The sequence below is a fragment of the Granulicella sp. S156 genome, from assembly GCF_009766105.1.
In the GTDB taxonomy this organism is placed as follows: Bacteria; Acidobacteriota; Terriglobia; order Terriglobales; family Acidobacteriaceae; genus Granulicella.
The window spans coordinates 70,456-90,561 of the sequence record NZ_LMUH01000022.1 but is presented as its reverse complement, the minus strand read 5'-3'; the positions used below and the strand labels follow the sequence as shown (position 1 = coordinate 90,561).

The following is a 20,106-nucleotide window of genomic DNA, read 5'->3' as shown; positions in this document are numbered from 1 at the left end:
TCTTTTGCGCGCGTCTTCTCGGACCCACAAGGAAAACTCATGCCCACCGAACTCCAATACCTCGATACGCTCTTCAATAGCCGCGTCTTCAGAATCCCCGATTACCAGCGCGGCTACGCATGGGAAACGCGTCAGTTGGAAGATTTTTGGAACGACCTGAAGAGGTTGAGAGCTGACCGCAATCACTATACGGGGCAGCTAACAATCGAGAAAGTACCTGAGAATCAATGGCAGAAGTGGGAAGAAGAGAAATGGCTCATTGAGGGTAAAGGCTTCAAGCCCTACTATGTTGTTGACGGTCAGCAGCGACTCACAACGGCAATCATCCTCATTAAGTGTTTGCTCAATCGAGTGGCCGAGGGGCAACAACTCGCATTTACTGAGAAGCCTGACCTCGTGAAAAAGTACATCTTGCAAACGGCAGGCAGCGTGAGTCGTTCATATTTGTTTGGCTACGAACGAGATAATCCAAGTTATGAGTATCTAAAGACAGAGATACTAGGCGAATCATCCAATCAATATCAGGGAGTGACGACTACCTACACAGCGAATCTTGCCGCCGCACGCGATTATTTCCAGAGCCAACTGCAAGGACTTCCGCATGAACAGTTAGAGAGACTCTTCAGAGCAGTAACTCAGAAATTTGTCTTCAGCATATACGAGCTGGAAGACGAGCTAGATGAGTTTGTTGTGTTTGAAACCATGAACAATAGAGGGAAACCTCTGTCACGCTTAGAACTCTTGAAGAATAGGCTTATCTACCTATCAACACTGTTTCCTTCTTCGAGTGAAGGCGCTGACGGAACAACACTCAGACACAACATCAACGAGGCTTGGAAAACCGTCTATGAGTACTTAGGCAAGGTGCAAGGAGAGGCACTTGATGACGACGAGTTTCTGAGAGCGCATTGGATTATGTACTTTAGCTACGCTCGCGACAAAGCTGGTCAATTTGCTTCCTTTTTGCTGGACGATTATTTTACGACGGATGGAGTGCTGTCTGGTGATCTCAAGATTGCAGATATTCAACGCTACGTGAACAGCATCCAGGCCTCCGTTAGGAAGTGGCATTGTATTCACTTTCCGCATCTCGCTACGGATCTAAATGATAGCGTCGGTATTGCCTTGGAACGGCTAGGCAGATTAGGTCGGGGTGCGTTCGAGCCGCTGATGATGACCGCACTTCAGAAAGGTTTTACCGACAATCAACTGTTGAAACTTCTTAGTTTGTCCGAAAGATTCGTATTTCTGGTCAATAGAGTATGTCAAAGGCGCTCCAATGCTGGCGACAGTGAGTTTTATCGAATTGCAGGCCAACTCTACAGAGGCGATGTGACTTCTTCGGACATACTTGAAACGATTACGGAGCGCACCACTCACTTCTTCCGTATTGATGCTGCCGTTGTTGGGATGCGTGATCTATTCGACCGTTCCGAGGGCTTCTATAGCTGGTCGGGGTTAAGGTATTTCCTATACGAGTATGAGCAACAACTGCGGGGCGAGGCCGGTATGGAGATTCCGCGTCTCAACTGGAGTGACCTTGTAAAGTCTAAGACGGATCATGTCACTGTAGAACACATTTACCCCCAAACCGCGAAGTCGGCGGAGTGGCCGGCATTTAGTGATCTTGCGAAGAAGCAGCGAGCGGTTTTGCTCAACTCGTTGGGGAACTTGTTGCCGCTCTCCCGGAGCCGTAACTCCAGATTCTCCAACCGTCCATTCGGAGTTAAGAAGCAAGATTCTGACGGCGTGCAAGGTTATTACAACGGTTCATACAGTGAAGTTCAGGTAGCACAGCGCGATGAGTGGACTCCCGAAACGATCAAAGATCGTGGACTAGAAATGGTGAAATTTCTGGAAGAACGCTGGAGCATCTCTCTAGGTTCCCAGGAAGAGAAACTTCAATTTCTGAATATCCAATTCGAGATCACATGACGTGAGCGGAATACCCCTCGACGAGCAGAATGGGCAGTAAGTTGGCGTGTTGGAAGCAGCAGGCCCAACATCAATGAAAATCATGCGAACGCAGTTCCATCGCGCCATCGACTAGCGCCATGAGCCGCGTAGCCTTCACATGAACCACGCCATCCTGATTTTGCAGGATGCCCTCGGCCAAGAGAAATTTGCTACGCACCACGGTCAGCCGATCCCTCTCGTAGAGATCGGGCGTCACAATGACATTCGCAATGCCGGTTTCGTCCTCCATCGAGATGAAGATGAAGCCCCTTGCCGTACCGGGCCGCTGGCGGGCGATGACGCAGCCCGCCGCTTTCACGAACTCACCATCCCGGCAACGACGAAGCTCTACGGCCGAGAGCACATTTCTCGACTGCAATTCTTGCCGTCGATAGTGCATGGGGTGTTTCCCAACGGTAAGGCCAGTCCCGGCGTAATCGGCTACCAGACGCTCCTCAGTATTCATCTGCTGCAGAGGTAGAGCATCGGAAGCCTCTCGGAGCCAGTCGCTATTCTGTCTGAGTAACGGCCCTTCCAGTTTGCCGGCGCGTTCCACCTGCCAGAGGGCATCCCGACGATGCTCAATTCCATCGAGCTTGTTGAGAGCACCCACACGCGCCAAGAGGGTTAGCTCTTTGCGGTTGAGGAGGGGAACGCGCAGCGCGAGGTCTTCCGCTGAGCGGAAGAGGCCGTCTTGCGAACGAGTCGCAACGACGGCCTCTGCGGACTGACGCCGCAGACCCTTCGCGTAGCCCAGGCCCATCCGCAACGAGAGCGCACCATCGACCTCATGTTCGATGGTGCAAGCCCAATTCGATACTTGAATGTCGATTGGCCTAACGCGCAGTCCGTGACGTTGCGCGTCTTTCACCAGCACGGCGGGCATGTAGAAGCCCATTGGTTGGTTGTTCAGGATCGCGCAGGTAAACGCGGCAAGATACTTCACTTTCAGGTAGGCCGAGGCATACGCAATCAGCGCGAAGCTGGCCGCGTGGGACTCAGGGAACCCGTATAGCGCGAATGAACTGATGTTCTGAATGATGTTCTCTTGCGTCGCAGCATCAAGTCCATTGGTCGTCATGCCCGCACGGAGCTTGCCTTCGAGATTCTTCATCCGCTCCCAGGACCGCCGCATCCCGACGGCGCGGCGCAACTCTTCCGCCTCAGCGCCGGAAAAGTTGGCAACTGTCATCGCTATACGAAGCAGTTGCTCCTGGAAGAGTGGAACACCAAGCGTTCGCTTGAGCACGGGTTCCAGCGAGGGATGCGGATACGTCACCGCCTCTTTCTTCTGACGACGCCGCATATAGGGGTGCATCATCTTTCCGACGATGGGGCCGGGACGAATGATGGCGACCTGTACGACGAGATCATAGAAGCGTGTGGGACAGTTCCGAGGCAGGGATGCCATCTGTGCTCGGCTCTCCACCTGAAACATGCCTACGGTGTCGGCCTGTTGCAAGACCCTATAAACATCCTCATCCTCCGGCAGTTGGGCCAGGTCTACAGACTCCCCATAGTGCCGAGGTATCAGTTCGATGCAGTCCTTCAAGACAGCCATCATGCCGAGACCGAGCAAGTCTACCTTGATGATGCCGAGATCAGCACAGTCTTCCTTGTCCCACTGGACTACGGCGCGACCGGGCATGGACGCGCGTTCGAGCGGCACGACGCAGTTCAACTGACCCTGACAGATCACCATGCCGCCCGAATGCTGTCCGAGATGACGCGGCAGGTCTTGAAGGCGCATACAGAGTTCGAGGTATTTTGCGATGCGTGGGTGCTTGAGGTCGAATCCCGCATTTTGGAACGAATGCGCCATCGTATCGGTCTTGCCGCGCCATTCCCACTGACTGACGAGACCAGACAATCGGGCCAGCGATTCTTGATCGAAGCCGAGGGCTTTGCCAACCTCTCGCGCCGCCGACTTCCCGCGATAGGTAATGACGTTCGCCGTCATGGCCGCTCCCAGTTCGCCGTATCGCTGGTAGACGTATTGGATGGCCTGCTCTCGCTTGTCTTCCGACGGAAGATCGAGGTCGATGTCCGGCCACTCGCCCCGGCTCTCGCTCAGAAACCGCTCAAAGAGCAGTTCCATCCCTACCGGGTCGATAGCCGTTATTTCGAGCGCATAGCAGACGGCAGAGTTCGCCGCACTGCCGCGGCCTTGAATCAGGATGTCGTTTTTCTTGCAGAAACAAACGATGTCCCAGACGATCAGGAAGTATCCGGCAAAGCCGAGCCGCGCGATCAGATCGAGTTCGTGATTGACTTGCTTCTTTGCTCGCTCCAATAAACCCGGATCATTCTTCGGCCCGTACCGGCGCATCACGCCTTCGGCGACTCGCTTTCTGAGAAAGCTGTCCATCGTCTCGCCGTCCGGCACCGGGTAGCACGGAAACTCATACCCAAGATCGTCGAGTTGGAATCTCAGACGAGCGGACAGTTCAAGCGTCTCCGCTACCGCACCTGGTATATCGCGGAAGAGCGCCGCCATCTCTCGCCCAGAGCGCAGATGCCGCCGATTGTTGAGAGCCAATAGACGACCGGCGTGGTCGAGATCGGTGTGATTGCGCAATGCCGTAAAGACATCGAGCACCTCGCGGTCGTATGCCGTGGCGTAGCGAACTCCGTTGGTGGCGAGAACCGGCAGCTTCAAAGACCTTGCGATTCGGATTGCCGCTTGACTGCGCCACTCCTCCTCGCGTTCACGGTGACGCTGAACCTCGACGTAGACGCTGTCCCGTCCGAAAATCCTTACCAGTCGTTCGACTGTCTCACGACCTGCCTCCTCACCGTCGCTTACAAGCGCGGCGGCCAACGGGCCTTCGTCGCCACCCGTGAGGCAGACCAGGCCGACAGAGTATTTCTGCAAGTCGTCGAAGGTAGCCGCACCTTCGCACTTGACCCTCTCCCGCATTTTGAAACGGGTGATGAGCTGACAAAGATTCTGGTAGCCGACTCTCGACTCGCACAGCAAGGACAGCCGCGCGGGTTCGGCGGTATGCAGGTGCGGGAGCCACGCGGGAGGGGTGAGCCGGTTTCCGAAACTCGATACGGCAATCTCCGCTCCGACATGAGCGTGGACGTTATTCCGTTTCGCGCTTGTGTGGAAGCGCGCCGACCCATAGACCCCGTTTCGGTCGAGTAGTGCCATCGCGGGCATTTCCAGTTCGACGGCCCGCTTGATAAGCTCCTCAGGTTGCGAAGCGCCTTCAAGAAAGCTGAAGGCGCTTGAGGAGTGCAGTTCAATGTATCGCTCAGTCATAGAGCGTCACCACCTGCCACGATTGTTCTTTCAGATCGCGCACCAGGCAGCAACAGAGCATCGCTCCGTCCCTGGATCGACCAATCAGATCCCATTGCTCCAGTGCCCAGGTCTGACGGTTCCACCAGTCGCCTTCGGCCAGCCATGGGCCGTAGGCGTGTTCCACTTGATACCTGCAATCTCGAAAGACAAAGGATGCCGGTTGCCGATCGCGCAGCGTGATCGCCGCCCTCTCCGGTGGACGGAGTTGCCGCATCGCCGCCGAAGAGCTAATAGTCGCGGGCGAGGAGCTATGAGCTGACGGTACTTTGAAGGGCTCGACACGAAAGCCGTCCGGCTGATTCGTGTCTCGGAGTACGGGACTGCCCACGCACTCATCCCCCACCAGGGCGCGGATGCGGGCAAGCGTTACATCCAGACGCATCTGCTCCGGCAGTTGCGGAGAGAACAAGCCGAGTTGCACCTTGCTGGTGCTACCGGGTTCAGCGTTGAGCGTGACCGCAACAATCGCCGCTTGTGGCGGATGCGCTTCAAGATCAAGTTGCAACAGCTTGAGCCAGAGAGGACGATCATTCGTTGGTAGAGCAGGCCGCACCGTCCGCGTGTGGACAGCTTTTCCTTCCAGAGACAATGAGATCGTGACCGAAGCGAGTGCAAGCACACGAGCCGTCACTCGGAATATGAACTGTTCCAGCATCACGTTGACGGCGAAAAGCAGACGTTCAAGCTCCTCAACCGGCGTGTCCAACTCCATTCGCTCTTCGAGTTCAAACTTCGCTTCATATGGCACGAAATGATGTGGCAGTTCGCCGCGCCCCAACTGACGAAGGCGTCTACCTTCTTGCCCTATACGCGAAATCAGTTCTTCTTCTGGAAGGGCGGCCACGGCCCCGAGTGTGCGGATGCCCCAAAGTCCGAATGTCTCCGCGTGCTCACTGGATATGTCCAGAACTTTGAGCGGCAGCGGGGCGAGAGCTGGGCCTTCGTTACCGGGCGCAATGAAGGCAATGCGCGAAGATGAACCGCGAACATAAGACAGAGCAGCGTAGAAGTTCCTGCTGATCGCAACCGACGCGTTCACACCAAGAACTTGCACGCGACGCAGCAGTTCCCGCGCCAGCACTTCGGGCGGGCCAAGCAGTTTCTCTGTCCCCGCAATATCAATCACGCAAAGGAAGGCGCAGCCATCGCTACGATCTTCGATGCGCGGGGAGAAAGCGCCCGCACACTCCAGCATGACAGCGTGTGTCGAATCCTCTTCCATGCGTGATCGTGGAAGCACAATCAACGAGGAGAAGGTGTCCAACTCTACCCTCGTCATCCCACGGACTATGCCCAGATAGCGGGCCTTCGCATTGAACGAGCAAACCGTTTGCAGTGGAGGTTCACCTTCAATGGCAACGACGGGCTGCTCTCGCAGCTCTGGCCGCAATCGCAAGACCGCTTGCGCCGGAAACTCCTTCGCATAGAGGCACGCATATAGTTCGCCGGCAGGTTTCATCGAATGGCTGCCCAAGCTGTTTTGCTTTGCCAATCGGCACCGCTTGCACGTTGCGGAGGTTTCCGAAAGGGAACGACCTTCACCGAGGCTTCGGTGAATCGCTGGCGCGATACCTCGATATGGCGTTCAAGGCCGGCAAGCACTGTGCTCTCCCCGGAGAGCGGCGGCCTTGCTTGCAGACGCAGGACAAGACCCGCGCTGCTCTTCGAGCAAGCGTGTTGCGTCAGCAGGAGCACGCTCGTTCGGCTCCTCTCCGCAGCAGCGCCGTAGCGGAACCACGTCGCCAGCGGTATGCGCGAGACGTGCTCAGGCGCAATGCTTCCCAGATCCAGCACGATTGCACTGAATCCACCTGCCTGCAGCAACAAATCGGTGACCCGCAATGCCTGTTCGATCCTCGACCAGGGCTTTGCCGTGCGGGTTGAAGGACTGTGGCGTTTGGAAGGCAGGAAAATATGCGGCTCAACAGTCTCTCGTTCGACTCGAATCCTTCGTTGCGGCTCGGCGCAACGGGGAGCGACGGCATCGCGTCGCAGCAAGTCGCTGACTCCATCGGACAAGCCCTTTGTTTCAGTCCGAGGATGCGGGCCGAAGCCGCCACCGTGCAGCCCTCTCTTCGCTGCGGGTGGGGCAAGATACTTCTCTGGTAGTGCGAAGTCACATTGAGGAGGTGACACAGGTTGGCTGGCAGGCTGTACGCCGCAGCGAACCCAGAGAAGCCGTTTCAGGTCTATGCCGGATGCGGCGGCGGACTCAGGGCTGAGCGCGTTCGACACATCGATCCACGCACAAACTCTCTCCGCCTTCGTGAGCTGCGCTAGGAACGATAGGGCAAGAGCCGTCCTCCCGGAGCATTCAGCGCCGATCATCTCCGTTACGGCGCCCACCGGCAGTCCGCCATCCAGGACGGAATCAATCGCTGCGATCCCCGTAGACACGGCCTCACGAATCGTCTTCGCAGGAGGAGTGAGCGCGGACGGAATTCGGTCCGCCAAGGCAGCTTCGATTTGGGAGCGCAATATGGCAGCGGAGCTCATGGTCTTCGCCTTATATTCGCCTATTGGCGCTCAGCCTGCAAATGCCTCCTGCAACAAAGATTGTGCAGATTCCCTCCCAAGTGACTGCAATAACACGAGTTCACTATGCACAAATTTCGGCAATAACATACTCGACGCAGGTATCATCAGGGTCACCCTTTCAGGAAGCGTACCCTTCACGTGACATTGTCCAATCGCTCGACATAGGATGTTGGAAGATCTAAATATCATCAAGCTGGGTAATCGCCTACGGCGAACGTCTCAAATCATGGGGAAGTTTATGCCAAAGCAAGTGAACATCTGGGCACCAATCTTGAAGGGAGACAGCAAGCCGACGATGAGCTTGGCCGTCCCGTGCGGGGAGAAAGCCCTGAATCGGGAGATGTATCGCCTACACTTGCAGGATCATCTGGACAGCAAAATCCTCTCCAACCCCAAGCGGTCGCGGGAGGAGATGCAGGCGATGGGCAGTACCTCCGAAAACCCCAACCCGGATCTATCAGGCATTCCGGTAGGGTACCCGCCCCACCAGTGGGCAGCCCTGATATTACAGCTCGACGAGATGGGAATGTTGCTTTCTCAGATCGACTGGCAGAGGGACAATCCGCCTCGAAGCCTGTCCGACAAGAACCTGCCAAGCCTGATGGACGTATTGCAAATGCTGTAGACGAGAACTGCCGCGGCTGGAAATGTGCGTCGGCGATTTTGCGCTTTCTAAGGCCCGGTAGATATCGAGGGGCTGAGCGACTTCTCCCGAGTGTTGCCAAGAAGATCACTGAGGTGATGCTGAGTGGGTGAATCGCGGCGCTCACACGGCTTCTTGATCTATCGACTGATACGAATTCACCATCCTCGCCGATTTCGCACCCCGCACCAACACACAACTCCCGTCGTCCGACGATTCAGTGAGTTAGAGTTGTTGCATGCCCTACGGTTTCAAGCCAGATCATCGGGACAATACCACTCTCAAGTCTCAATGGGTGATCTTATGCGCTGATGAAGTCAACTGCTTCAATCTGGCCACCAGTCAGGACTGGTCATCGGACGCCAGCACGCGGTGGGGGCTACATTTTAATCCCAGCGTCGCCAATCTTGGACAATCCGCCCTTGCGTTTGGAATACCCCCTCGAGCCTTATTCATTGCGAAGTTCATCGATGGCAATGCCAATGACTTGTGGCACGGCTATCCAGCCGACCCTTATCGGAATCAGCACGACCTGCCTCCAACGAGCGTATTGAAAATATGGCAATCTGAATCCCACCTTCGGCCAGCTCTGATACGGAAGCTGGTGAAAGGGCAACTATGCGCCCTTTAGAGATTCGGATTGCCGGGTCCTTTTATGATTCACAGATTTACTCAGGAGAACTGTACCTCTGGACGACCACCGGGGCTATTGTGCGCGTGGACTGGAACAAACTCGTGGATTCGGTTGAGAAGAAAGATCAATATCGCGCCACCTTTGAATTCGCCTTCCGCAGGAGCGAATACCTTTACGATCCAAATGTCTCAATCTTGCTTCACGATCCCGAGGTCCGCTCAGTTCTGGAACGGCGCTTCCGTGCACTGTCTGAGTCGCCGATCGAAGTGTCACCTGGTTTGCTGGAGAGATGTACTATCGCGCAATATGACAACCGTTTTGGATTTCCTCATGCCGATTCGGGATTCTACAACGGAAATATCTTTGTCGGCGGACAAGACGGCGTGGAATACGCGTGGCCAAGGGACGATGACCATGCGATGCAGTCCACTAAGTTAACGGATTTGCCTGCGCTCGGAATCGCGCTGGGCTCATCTCGACTTGCGATCGCTGCGGGCAGCGAGGGCGTGTTTCAACTTACCGCCGCTCCCTATATTGAATCTAACTTGAAAATGGTAGCGCCAAGCTTCTCGAACTCGGTTAGATGGATGGAAAGCGCACTATTTGCTTCCAATCGCAGCTCTGCGGGTACGTTCGTCGATTTCAAGCCGGGGAAGAAGAATAAAGATCGTCCGGACGAACCACGGGAAAAGGTCGTTAGACAATTGCTTCCGGTCGAGGAACTGGGTGAGTTTCACGAACAGGTTGAGTACGTTTGGGGTGGCGAGGATCGGCTGTGCATCGCTGCCACGGGACACATCGATGTAGTCAAGTTTTTTCCTCGCCGCAAATTGGCAGATCGCTTCGTTGTTCAAGGCCGAGTAGAGGTGTCCGCAAAGGAGCCGCATCACTTTATTGCTGCCGACAATGCGGTCTTTGGATTTGTGCTCGAGCATGCAACAGGATTGGTGGTCCTCGCTAGCTCGTCTGAGACTATATCCCTCGAAGGGGAACCTGTGAACTGGCGAGTCTTTCCTCGCTCCAAATACTACACAAATCAACTACATGTCGTACGCGAGGAGTTCATGTCGGTTCTTTCCTTCAATGACGACTTCTTCGTAAATCAAGACGAGAAGCTATCAGGGGTCAACGTCAACCGGAATGCCCAGTTTGGTAGCCGGCCTCGTTCTGGACGGCCAGAGCCGCTCGTCTATCCGACGCCAGAAGAACGCTCGGGGCCGCTCGCCTTTCCAATATCAGACGACGACATTCCTTTTTAGCTTTATGCGCCCTCGAAAAAGGCAAATTGTCGGACGAAATCAGGCGGCCCTGAAATCGGGTCGGCTGCCAGCGAACCATATTGTCTCTCGTATTATCGGAAGATTACCGACTCGGACTCATATCGATACGATCGGCTTTGTTATCTCCCGATCTCAGTTGACGCTAACAGGCCGAGTCACTCATTGAGCCCTGAACGAGGAGCCTTGCCTCTCTAAATGTCCGCAATGCGCACGGGCCGGACCGTCGAAGTTGTAGGCTAGAAAACTGGCGGCGTTGGTGTCCAAGAGAGGATGGCGTATGTGCGGCAGGTACTACCGTCGATCCGACAAGCAGCGAATCGCCGAAGCCTTCCATCTCGGGACGCTCGACGACATTCCATTGGAGGCTGCACCGTCATACAACATCGCGCCAACTACCATGCAGCCGGCCATCCGCAATAACCGCGACACCGGAGAGCGCGAGATGGTAGCGATGCGATGGGGCATGGTGCCAAACTTCGCCAAGTCTCTTGCCGACTTCAAAGGCTTCTCAACCATCAACGCAAAGGCCGAGACTTTGCTTTCAAAACCACTGTGGCGGGTTCCGTTTCATCGCCGGCGCTGCCTAATTCCCGCCGATGGCTTTTACGAATGGAAGCGGTTGGATGAGAAGACCAAGCAGCCCTACGCCTTCGCCCTGCGAAGCGGCGAGACATTTGCCTTCGGCGGGGTATGGGACGCCTGGAAAGATCCCGCGACCGAAGATTGGCTCCAGAGCTTTAGCATCATCACCACCGACCCCAACGAACTCACGGCGACCGTTCACGACCGAATGCCAGTGATCTTGAAGCCATCCGATTACGACCGATGGTTGGATCGAGCCGATGCTGAACAACCTCCGACTGATTTACTAAGGCCATACGTGGCTGCCGAGATGACAGCACATCAGGTGGACCCGCGTGTTGGTAGTGTCAGCAACAATGAGCTTGGACTTTGCGCTCCGTGGACCTGTCCCCCAAACTCCCGATAACCAGCCGGAACTCGTCTATGCCGATTTACCATTGTCAAGGCGTTGGAGATTGATCGGCATTTCTGTCATACGGGTATGTGGATATTGGCACGGCAAATAATCACGAGGAGCAGGACTCGACAGATAAACCAACCGCCAAAGCACCGGGTAGGGCGAGCAGAGCAGGAGGGTGAATGTGGATTCGACAGCTCCAGATTGAGAACTTCCGAGGCATACGAAGCGCGCTGGTGAAGTTCAGCGAGCGGCAAACCGTATTAGTAGGATCGAACGGTGCCGGCAAAAGCACCATATTGGAATCCCTCGCTCTTTTGTTCGGTCGTGATCGTCTGGTGCGCACCCTCACCGAACATGACTTCTTTGGGAGCAACCCAGCCGCGAGCGATCGCATACGCTTGATCGCCACAATTACGGGGTTTGGTTCAAATCTAGCAAGCGCGCATAGCCAATGGTTCTCAGAAAGGCGAGGTATCCCCAAGTGGCGTCAAGAATCCACTGGGAAGCTGCTGGCGGAGCCACAGTCGGCCGAAGACGAACTGACAGTCCAGGTGGGGCTTTCCGCGAGATTCGACAGAGGCGAGTTGAACGTGGAGACCATCAGGTATTTTCACGATGACGATGCGGTAGTCGATCCATTCGACGAGGAGGTCGTCCAGATTGTTCCGGCACGACTTCTAAGTGAGATCGGGTTTTTTCTGGTGCCAGCGCATCGCACCTGGGACAAACTCGTATCGTTCAATTCGGAACTCTTCAGAAGGATTCTAGACAGTAGTGGTTCGCTCGAAGCGACAGAAATCTTGGCCGAGCGTGATCGACTACGCCTAGATGAGCACCGCGTGGACCTTCAGGGTTCATTGAAAGGACTTCGGGAAGGCATCAATAACGAACTGAAGCATCTGTTGTCAGGTGATCCCAGCCTCGAACTGCGCCTGACCGGCACCGATTCGGAATCGCTTCTCTACGCGCTTATCCCGCATTACCGTTACGGCACCTCGGTGTCGCTTCCCGCCGGTCGCCACGGCTCGGGCCTGCTCTCGCTCCAGACAGCGCTATTGGTGTTACAGGTCGCCGAGCGTCGGCGCAAAGCCAATCAAAACGTAATCATCGCGGTTGAGGAACCCGAGCTGCACATGCCGCCGGGCGTTCATGCGCAAGTCCTCCACAGGCTTAGGAATGCGTCGAACCAGCTCGTCTGCACGACCCACTCCCCGCGGGTGGCCGCTGTCTGCTCGGCACTCGACATCCGCGTCGTTAACTCAGCTAACACCGTTCAGTCACCCGTGGCCCCGCTTCTTAAGACTCCGCTTCTAGGCTCATCAAGAAACGGCGTGCGCAAGTTATTTCAAGAGAGCAGGCAGGCTTTTATCGAAGCGCTAATGCATCGTTTCGTACTCGTTCCAGAGGGCAGGGTGGACGCCGAATGGTTCAAGCTCTTCTCGCTATGCGCGGTCACCGACCAGGAGCTCGGCTCATGCGCAGAGCCGGTTCCGTTTGGAACTATTTTTGGAATCGTTCCGACTCACGATGCGTGCGTGGTGGAAACGATTGAAAGGATCAACGATATCCGTTCGGGTGTTGTGGCGCTCGTTGATGGGGACGCCGCCGGCGACGGTTACATGAAGAGTCTTCTCAAGGCCAACCGCCCTCCTGAGCATGTTGTTCGCTGGCAAGACGGCTGGGAGATGGAGGATGTGGTCGGCTGGGTACTTGGAGACGAGGAGACTTTAGTGCCGCTCATCCGGGCAGACATGCCGACCGCGCCGGCGTCGATCTCGGAGATCGTGACTTGGATAAAGACCCGTCCAAACGAAAAAGGCGCGAAAGCCGATATTCTTGCCTATGAGGCGATCACTGCGGCGCTACTAACATCTTCCTCGGCCAAATCCAGAGTGAGGAAATTATTGGAGGCGTTGGTCGATCTAACAAGCGAAAAGCCTTCGTCGCAATTTCTACTCGCCGATCAAGCTCGCACGACCTCCGCGACCTCCGTCTGGAGGATTGTTCTTGAGCCTTGAATATTTCGAGGGACCAGCCGGATGCGGGAAGACCTATCAGCTCATCGAAGCTTTGAAGGCGCATCTTGTCTCCCGTCCACTCAGTGAGGAACAGGCGGTGCTCGGGCTCACATACATGCACGGCTCGCGTCGGCGCATGCACAGCCGACTAGCGACACTATCTTCCTTGCGGGGCCGCTTTCTCGCATCAACCGTCGATAGTTTGGCAAGATCAATCGTTTGGCGATGGAGGACTCTCGCGAGGGATATTGATCCACTATTGGATGCCAGTGAAGCAGCCGATTTTGAAGCAGTATGTAAAGTCGCCGCAATTCTATTGCGCAAAGAAATTGTGTTCAGTTGGCTTTGCGTGCGGTATCCAATCGTCGTCGTCGACGAATTTCAGGACTGCAAAGGAGATCGTCTCAAAATCGTCCAGGCAATCGAATCATGCTGTCATGTGATCGCGGCAGCAGACGAATTCCAGGATCTACAGCCGAACGGTTCAAATGCAGCAGTCGCGTGGCTGCATGCAAGTGAGGGTAAAAAAACTGTACTGAGCGGAAACCATCGAACGAAGCAAGCGGTCCTCCTCCAGGCGGCAGGCCATCTGAGATTGTCCCAGGATTGCGGAATCGCGCTGGGGAACACGCTAATGTCAGGTCGCAATGCCAATGCCGCCGCAGGTGGCGTAGCGCGAACGCTCTGCTGGAAGCAATGCAAGGACGTTGTGATTCTCACTCCTACAAGGCCGGAGAATAGCCGCTTTGTTCACGATGTGGTGGAGCGTTTGACATCAAAGCCCATTCAGCCGAGGGGCATCACGAAGCCGGTAGGCCCGTTCCGAGTAGTCTGGGAATCCAATAGCATTGAAGAGAAGTCAGAGATCGTTTCCACCCTTGCCACCATGGCCGAAGGAACAACGCTGCAGGAGATTCAGGATCGGACCGCCGGGGGCGCCGGAGCGTTGGGCGATCTACGCGAATGGGCGGAGAGAAAATACCGGATGAAGGGTCAGGTGAGATTTTCCGCTGTGGAGATTTCGGCGGCGGCAGACCGGATTCTTCAATCCAGGCGTGCTTTCCTTCCATCCGAACATCGTGGCATCATACGGGCGATGACGATTAGCCAGGCTAAGAACCGGGAATTCGAGGGAGTGATTGTGCTGTGGCCGTTTGCAATCGGGGGAGATTTAGACTCGCAGAGACGCCGACTTTATAACGCTCTGACGAGGGCCCATAATTGGGCAGTCGTATTCGTTCAGGACGATGCGAGAAAAGCATCACGTCTCCTTGGGCCGCCTTTCTCGAAACAACCTCAAGCTGTGGTAGCGAAGAAGAACGGGACAACGGCAAATTAGGTTTGCGTTACCTCGTTCTCTGGGCTTGTCGTACTCAGGGGTGAATGGGCAGCGAATCTTTTTCCTCGGGACCGGGAAACGTAGACACCAAAACGGTCACTTCTGATAGACTTGATCTTGTCGTTGCGGTGCTGGTTTTGGTGTCTGTTTGGTGTCTACAGAAGCCCAAAATTGAGTCCACAGCAACGACAAGGTAGAAACGAGCGAAAATAGCGAAAGCTGCGAAACGCTTGATTCTATGTGACATATTCCAAGTGTCTGAAAAGACTCGTGGGGACGTAGCTCAGTTGGTTAGAGCGCTGCCCTGTCACGGCAGAGGTCGCGGGTTCGAGCCCCGTCGTCCCCGCCATACATTCCAAAGGACTTACGGAATATATGGGACCTAAGTGACAAGCAAATCAGGACACAATAAGGGCACAATAAGCGAATTACGCTTCTGTACCCGTTCTTGCTTGATCCCGCGTTGTGCCCACGTTTGTGCCCACGCCTGGCACCATCATTTGAACAATCTTGCTCTGTGCGGCTCGTTTGTGCGAGTTCACGGCCTGCGTGTAAACGTCGAGCGTGATCTTGCTGTTGGCGTGTCGTAAGAGCTCCTGGACGGTCTTCACGTCTTCCCATTGGCCTTCAGCAACGTGCCGAAGGAATGGCAGAAGGTGTGCCAACCGACGTTCTTGTTAATGCCAGCCTTCTTTGCCGCTGGCTTGATATATCGCTTCAAGAGATTGTCCGGCCAATAGGGCTGCTTGCCGTGCATGGCCGGGCTCGCAAAGACCCAGTCGGACTCCATGGGATAAGGCGCAGTTCTTTCTCCAACGCAGAAGATCCTCGGCCATATAGCCGTCCATTGGGACGGGTCTGGCCGACGCCTCTGTCTTGCAGACACCTAACACCTGATGCCAGATGGACTCTGTGACTCGACTCTCCAGGTTCTCGAAATCAATGTCGTCCCAGCGGAGGGATGAGGAGTTCACCGACTCGTAGGCCGGTCGCCGCATCGAGCAGAACCAGGGTGCGTTCTCTGACGGCGAGTTCGGCGAGAAGAGCCTGAAGTTCGTGCAATTCGAGTACATCGGGAATCTTTTCCCTCTTCGCGCTCTGCCGAACGAGCTTGATCGGGTTCTTATCCGACCACTCGTACCGCATCGCGTGACTGAAGAGAGCGCTCATGATGTTCCGAGTCTTCGCTTTTGTTCCTCGTGCCCGCTCGATGCTGCCTAGCCATTCTTCAACGGCTACCGACTTGACCCGTTCCAGTGGATGGTCACCCCACCGTGGAAGAATCCAGCCGTTCAAGTAGCATTCGTAAGCAGCTCGCGTCGAGTGCGCCTTGCGTCCCTGTTCGTCTTCGGTCAACTCCTTCAACCGATAGTGTTCGATCAGTTCTGCTACCGTACTCGGGCAGCTCACCGCCCGCGGGGTTTGTTGGTTGGCGTCGATGCGCAACGCTTGGGCTGCTTTCAGGGCCGATGCTTCTGAAGGGAGGTTGATTAGAGTGCCGATGACGGCTTTGCGCTGAACGCTCTTACCGTTCGGTCCAATCTCTCTCCAGCGGAATACCCAAACATCTGGACCATTCTGCCGCTTGCCACGCTGCACGCTTCCTTGCTGATACCGTGCACGCGTTGCCATGAATACTCCTGGTCTCCGGCGCAACGGATGGCTCACTTAAAGGCTACCGCCGCGCTGGGCAGAGGTCTAGGGAAATCAGCTCGCGAGCTGTTCGGATATCCGTGTTCTTGTTGGCTTTCGCAATGCCTATGTCTTTGATGTCTCGCAGACCGAAGGCGCGGAAATTCCCGCATTGCGTGAGATGAGCGGCGATGTTGGCGAGAACCGCGACCGTCTTCTCTCGTTCATGGAGAAGCAGGGAATCGAGCTTGTCTTCACCGAGAACATCCGACCCGCGCTCGGCAGGAGCTACGGCGGGCGCATCGCCATCCTTCCGGGACAGTCGAAAGCCGAGGAGTTCTCTGTCCTCGTGCATGAAGTCGCGCACGAGTTGTTGCATAAGGCCGAACGTCGCACTGCAACGACGAAGGTAACCACGCGTGGAGAGCGCCACGTTCATACAGTGACGCCAGAGGGTTTGCAGTACTTGTACAAGAACCATCAACGTGATCTCTTGAGGCGTGGCATCCGGAATCTGTCGCTCTTTGAAGCGGAGCCAAGGCCGAGACGGACGTTGCTGGGAAAGCTGCACAGGCCGAAGTGGGTGCGAAGAAGCTTGCCGCGACGAAAGAGCCGCTGAAGGCAGAGCCTGCGAAACCGGTTCCAGCCGTGAAGCCGGTCGAGGTTGCCAAGCCAGAACCGCCGCCGACCTTCAGCTTCTTCGCTACCCATGCTGACGCAACGCGGGTCGCGGATGATGTGGATAAAGAATTGGAGATCCTTACGGAGGCCGCCGCAAACAACGATGAAACGCGGGTATGTTTCGAAACGTGCAGCCTTGGCTGCGAAGGCGACTTTCAATAGGGTTAAACCGTTATAGGATCAAAAGTTCTATCGGGGGTTCCAATCCCCACTCTCCACTAGTTTGTTTTAGCCGTATCCAGTTTCCTCGGAAAGGATACGAAAGAGCCCGCAAATAGCGGGCTTTGTGCGTCTGGGGATCATCAGTCTGATGACTTTCTCAATCCACAACGCGGACGCCACAAAAGGAGCCGGACAGGTTCATATCCGGACGTGCGTAGACATCCTCCCCAGTCGATGGATTTACCGACACTTAACGGCTGCTGCGTTGAGATGGAGTGCGTCCAGAAGTTAATACCAGTAGATCCACAACAGCGTTAAACGCGCAACGCGTGATTGGCGTATGGCGTCGCACGTTGCTGCGCTGCTGGGATGCACGTACAGATTAAGACCACGTTCGAGAAGGTTCCCAAGGATCTCTTCGATATTCTCAGCGGTCTATAACGATCGGGCCAGATGTCATCAACTCAACCTAACAAAGGAGATTCCATGCTGAATCAAGTATGCAGACTTATGGCTTTGGCCGCGCTCGCCGCAACTACCTCGGTGGTAGCAGGTGCGCAAACGATCTCGACTGTCATCCCTTTCCCGGCCGCGACTGCCGGCATTTCCGTTGACCCGGTGCGAAACGAGGTCTATGTGGTCTCCCCGGACACAACCGATACAATCTTTAACCTTGCAGTCATCGATGGAACCTCCAACACGGTAACGACAAACATCCCGCTCCCCTCAGGAGCGTCGTTCCCTGCGGTAGACTATCTGGCCAACCGGATCTACGTAGCTGGCTGCAATTTCCTGGTTACGCCGGCTGCCTGCAGCGTGACGGTGATCGACGGCAATAAGGACAGTGTGGTGGCCACCATTCCGATCACCACGACTGCTGGCGGCGGATTGACTGGCATCGCGGTTAATCCGCTGTGCGGACTAGTATATGTAGCCAATGCGAGCGATAACGTGATCGACGTTATCAACGGTCGGCAAGCCAAACTGGCGGGCTCGATCAGCCTCAACGGCAACTCTCCCAGTGCTATTGCCCTGAATCCGGTTCTAAACCTGCTCTACGTTCCCTACGGCACCAACCAGACCGCAGTTATAAACGCCTGGACCAAGCAGATTTTGACGACAACTACTTTCGGAAACGCAACAGTCGGCGCGGCGGTGAACGTGCTTAACGGAAATGTGTTTGTAACGGACGAGGAATTCAACGGCTCGTCCTTAACCGGTGTGCTCGGCGCGAACGGCCACGTTGTGACGAGCGTTTCGGTGGGTGCCTTTCCGGCGGGTGTGGACGTGGATCCGTTTACGAACTTAACCTTCGTCGCGAGCCCATTGTCTGCGCAGGTTGCTGTGATCAATGGCTCCAACAACACGCTTCAGGCCACGGTGCCCAACGTTCATGCGCAGTACGTTGCTGTGAATCCGGCTACGGAGTTGGTCTATACATCAGGTCAAGATGGCGTGACTGTTCTGACGGAGAAGTAATCCGGACTAGTCATAGAAGCAGTTACAGCGCTCCAGGTTGAACATCTTCTTCCATATCAACCGGGAGGGTATTGCAGTACATAGCCTCTGGGGCCGTCTCCAGCCTCCAGAGGCTATGTGTTGAAGGCCAGGTGTGTACCCAAGTGGAATTTTGTCGGGGTCATGATCGTTCGATCATGACCCCGATCGCCAATTGTAGTTTCAGAAGTAAGGCGTGTAGAGGGGCCAGAAGCCACAGCGATCCTTCTTAGTGCGCGCTCCTCGCCTCGGCGGTATTTTCAGAACCCAATTGTTCTCCGAGCCATTTGACAATGCCGTTTGTGCCCAATGCCTTTGCTTCGGCGGCGATGTCCGGATAGCGCATTACTTCGTCGGGTGCAGGTGCAGCCTTGGCGATCTTTTCTTTCGCGGCATTTGGGGTGATCGTGTCGGCAAGGACCTGCTGGATTCGGATTGCCTTCCCCTTGAGTTGAGGCAGGTAGACGACCGGATCGAGGCCAGAGACCTGCTGTAGAAACTCCGGTTTGAGATATGCAGCGCGCTCCTCTTCTGGGATCTGTTTTGAGCCCTTCAGCCAGTCGGGCCAATCGCCCCAAGGATCCATCAAATCGAGCGCGCGGATGCGGGGATCGGCGGTAGCGGCCAGAACCGCAATGGCTCCTCCCGAGCCTTGGCCCACTACCCCCACATGCTTCAGATCGAGGTCGCCGCGCGTTTCCATATAATTCAGCGCCATCTGCACGTCGTGCGTGGAGGTTGCCAGGGCCTCCTGGAGTTCACTCACGAACCACTCCTTCAGGGGCCTTGGCGGGCGAATCCGTTGCAAGGAGAGCGCGGGCGCAAATCCCGCCACGGCAAATCCATTGCGCGTAGCCACATCGCACCAGCGGTCCTGCGAGAAGGTAGTCGTCGTGTCGACGGTATAGTCATAAAGAAACAGGACAACCGGCAGTTTTTGTTGCCCCCGCGGCCGAATAAGGTAGAGATCCACAGGATCGTTCGCACGCCATGTCAGGCGATGCAGCTCTCGCGTACATCCTTGTACGTCGGTCTTGCTCAGGGGAACGCTTCCTGTTGCTTCGAGCGGAAGACCGCTCTTTGCCAGGTAGATAGTGGTCCAGTCTTCATAGGTGGGCGTTTGTTTGGAGAGCGACTGGGGAACTTCCTGGACCGGAGGCTCAAGCGTGAGTGGGGCTAGAGCCGGTTGCTGGGGAGAGGCTACCGTTTGCGCGGCCAGAATCGTGGGTGCGAACATAACTCCTGCGCACACGGCTATACGAGTGAGAAACATTCTTGGCTCCTGTGAGGTGAGTGATCGACGGAGTGTTATCGAAGGTCATACTGCAATTGCGCAGTCCGGAGGATGTTGCTTGAGGAAGTTTTTCATTGATCTCCCTTGCAGCGGAAAAGGTACTAACAAAAAGACAGGCAGACCCCGTTGAACGGGGTCTG

The 20,106-nt window shown here is 55.6% G+C and carries 14 protein-coding genes, 1 tRNA gene and 1 pseudogene; 10 read left to right on the top strand and 6 right to left on the bottom strand.

Features of this window, described 5'->3' with window-relative positions; all coding sequences use genetic code 11:
* Positions 1 to 39: 39 nt before the first annotated feature.
* Complete coding sequence (locus GSQ91_RS16130) at positions 40 to 1,935, top strand: DUF262 domain-containing protein (protein WP_158822791.1); 1,896 nt, start codon at positions 40 to 42, stop codon at positions 1,933 to 1,935.
* A gap of 70 nt (positions 1,936 to 2,005) precedes the next feature.
* Here GSQ91_RS16130 and GSQ91_RS16125 read toward each other — a convergent pair whose 3' ends face one another.
* Genes GSQ91_RS16125 through GSQ91_RS16115 form a run of 3 tightly spaced genes read right to left on the bottom strand, consistent with a single transcriptional unit; the run spans position 2,006 to position 7,762 of the window.
* A complete protein-coding gene (locus tag GSQ91_RS16125) occupies positions 2,006 to 5,224 on the bottom strand; it encodes a DNA polymerase III subunit alpha (protein WP_158822790.1) in 3,219 nt (1,072 codons plus the stop codon).
* Complete coding sequence (locus GSQ91_RS16120) at positions 5,217 to 6,758, bottom strand: DNA polymerase Y family protein (protein WP_254064634.1); 1,542 nt, start codon at positions 6,756 to 6,758, stop codon at positions 5,217 to 5,219. The genes GSQ91_RS16125 and GSQ91_RS16120 overlap by 8 nt, the downstream gene beginning before the upstream one ends.
* The gene (locus tag GSQ91_RS16115) at positions 6,722 to 7,762 is read right to left on the bottom strand and encodes a recombinase RecA (RefSeq protein WP_158822789.1); all 1,041 of its coding nucleotides are present in this window, start codon (positions 7,760 to 7,762) and stop codon (positions 6,722 to 6,724) included. Before GSQ91_RS16115 ends, GSQ91_RS16120 begins: the two co-directional genes overlap by 37 nt.
* Before the next feature lie 280 nt (positions 7,763 to 8,042).
* Here GSQ91_RS16115 and GSQ91_RS16110 point away from each other — a divergent pair, with 280 nt between their 5' ends.
* The 6 genes from GSQ91_RS16110 to GSQ91_RS16085 all read left to right on the top strand — a co-directional run bounded on the left by GSQ91_RS16110 (position 8,043) and on the right by GSQ91_RS16085 (position 15,049).
* Positions 8,043 to 8,429 carry a hypothetical protein gene (locus GSQ91_RS16110; protein WP_158822788.1) on the top strand — a complete coding sequence of 129 codons (387 nt, stop codon included), beginning with the start codon at positions 8,043 to 8,045 and terminating at the stop codon, positions 8,427 to 8,429.
* Between the two features lie 636 nt (positions 8,430 to 9,065).
* Positions 9,066 to 10,340 (top strand): hypothetical protein, encoded by a 1,275-nt coding sequence (locus GSQ91_RS16105; RefSeq protein ID WP_158822787.1) that lies wholly within the window; start codon positions 9,066 to 9,068, stop codon positions 10,338 to 10,340.
* 298 nt (positions 10,341 to 10,638) lie between these two features.
* Entirely contained in the window at positions 10,639 to 11,349 is a 711-nt protein-coding gene (locus GSQ91_RS16100) for an SOS response-associated peptidase (RefSeq protein WP_158822786.1), read from the top strand.
* Between the two features lie 173 nt (positions 11,350 to 11,522).
* Positions 11,523 to 13,361, top strand: coding sequence for an AAA family ATPase (locus GSQ91_RS16095; RefSeq protein ID WP_158822785.1), 1,839 nt, complete (start codon positions 11,523 to 11,525; stop codon positions 13,359 to 13,361).
* Entirely contained in the window at positions 13,351 to 14,700 is a 1,350-nt protein-coding gene (locus GSQ91_RS16090) for an ATP-dependent helicase (RefSeq protein ID WP_158822784.1), read from the top strand. Before GSQ91_RS16095 ends, GSQ91_RS16090 begins: the two co-directional genes overlap by 11 nt.
* Positions 14,701 to 14,972: 272 nt before the next feature.
* Positions 14,973 to 15,049: transfer RNA gene (locus GSQ91_RS16085), tRNA-Asp, on the top strand.
* Positions 15,050 to 15,307: 258 nt separating this feature from the next.
* On the opposite strand, the gene GSQ91_RS16080 is transcribed toward GSQ91_RS16085, so the two are convergent.
* Both GSQ91_RS16080 and GSQ91_RS16075 read right to left on the bottom strand, forming a co-directional pair.
* Positions 15,308 to 15,490: a hypothetical protein gene (locus tag GSQ91_RS16080; RefSeq protein ID WP_158822783.1), complete on the bottom strand. Its 183-nt coding sequence runs from the start codon at positions 15,488 to 15,490 to the stop codon at positions 15,308 to 15,310.
* Positions 15,491 to 15,639: 149 nt separating this feature from the next.
* On the bottom strand, positions 15,640 to 16,332 hold the full coding sequence (locus tag GSQ91_RS16075; RefSeq protein WP_158822782.1) for a hypothetical protein: 693 nt from the start codon (positions 16,330 to 16,332) through the stop codon (positions 15,640 to 15,642).
* A gap of 100 nt (positions 16,333 to 16,432) precedes the next feature.
* Here GSQ91_RS16075 and GSQ91_RS25945 point away from each other — a divergent pair.
* The 3 genes and pseudogenes from GSQ91_RS25945 to GSQ91_RS16060 form a co-directional block, all read left to right on the top strand.
* Positions 16,433 to 16,759 (top strand): annotated as a pseudogene (locus GSQ91_RS25945) (DUF1738 domain-containing protein); the annotation flags it as partial.
* A 152-nt stretch (positions 16,760 to 16,911) separates the two neighbouring features.
* Positions 16,912 to 17,175 (top strand): hypothetical protein, encoded by a 264-nt coding sequence (locus tag GSQ91_RS16065; protein ID WP_158822780.1) that lies wholly within the window; start codon positions 16,912 to 16,914, stop codon positions 17,173 to 17,175.
* Positions 17,176 to 17,661: 486 nt separating this feature from the next.
* Entirely contained in the window at positions 17,662 to 18,654 is a 993-nt protein-coding gene (locus tag GSQ91_RS16060; protein ID WP_158822779.1) for a YncE family protein, read from the top strand.
* 247 nt (positions 18,655 to 18,901) lie between these two features.
* On the opposite strand, the gene GSQ91_RS16055 is transcribed toward GSQ91_RS16060, so the two are convergent.
* Positions 18,902 to 19,945 (bottom strand): S9 family peptidase, encoded by a 1,044-nt coding sequence (locus tag GSQ91_RS16055; protein WP_158822778.1) that lies wholly within the window; start codon positions 19,943 to 19,945, stop codon positions 18,902 to 18,904.
* Between the last annotated feature and the right edge of the window lie 161 nt (positions 19,946 to 20,106).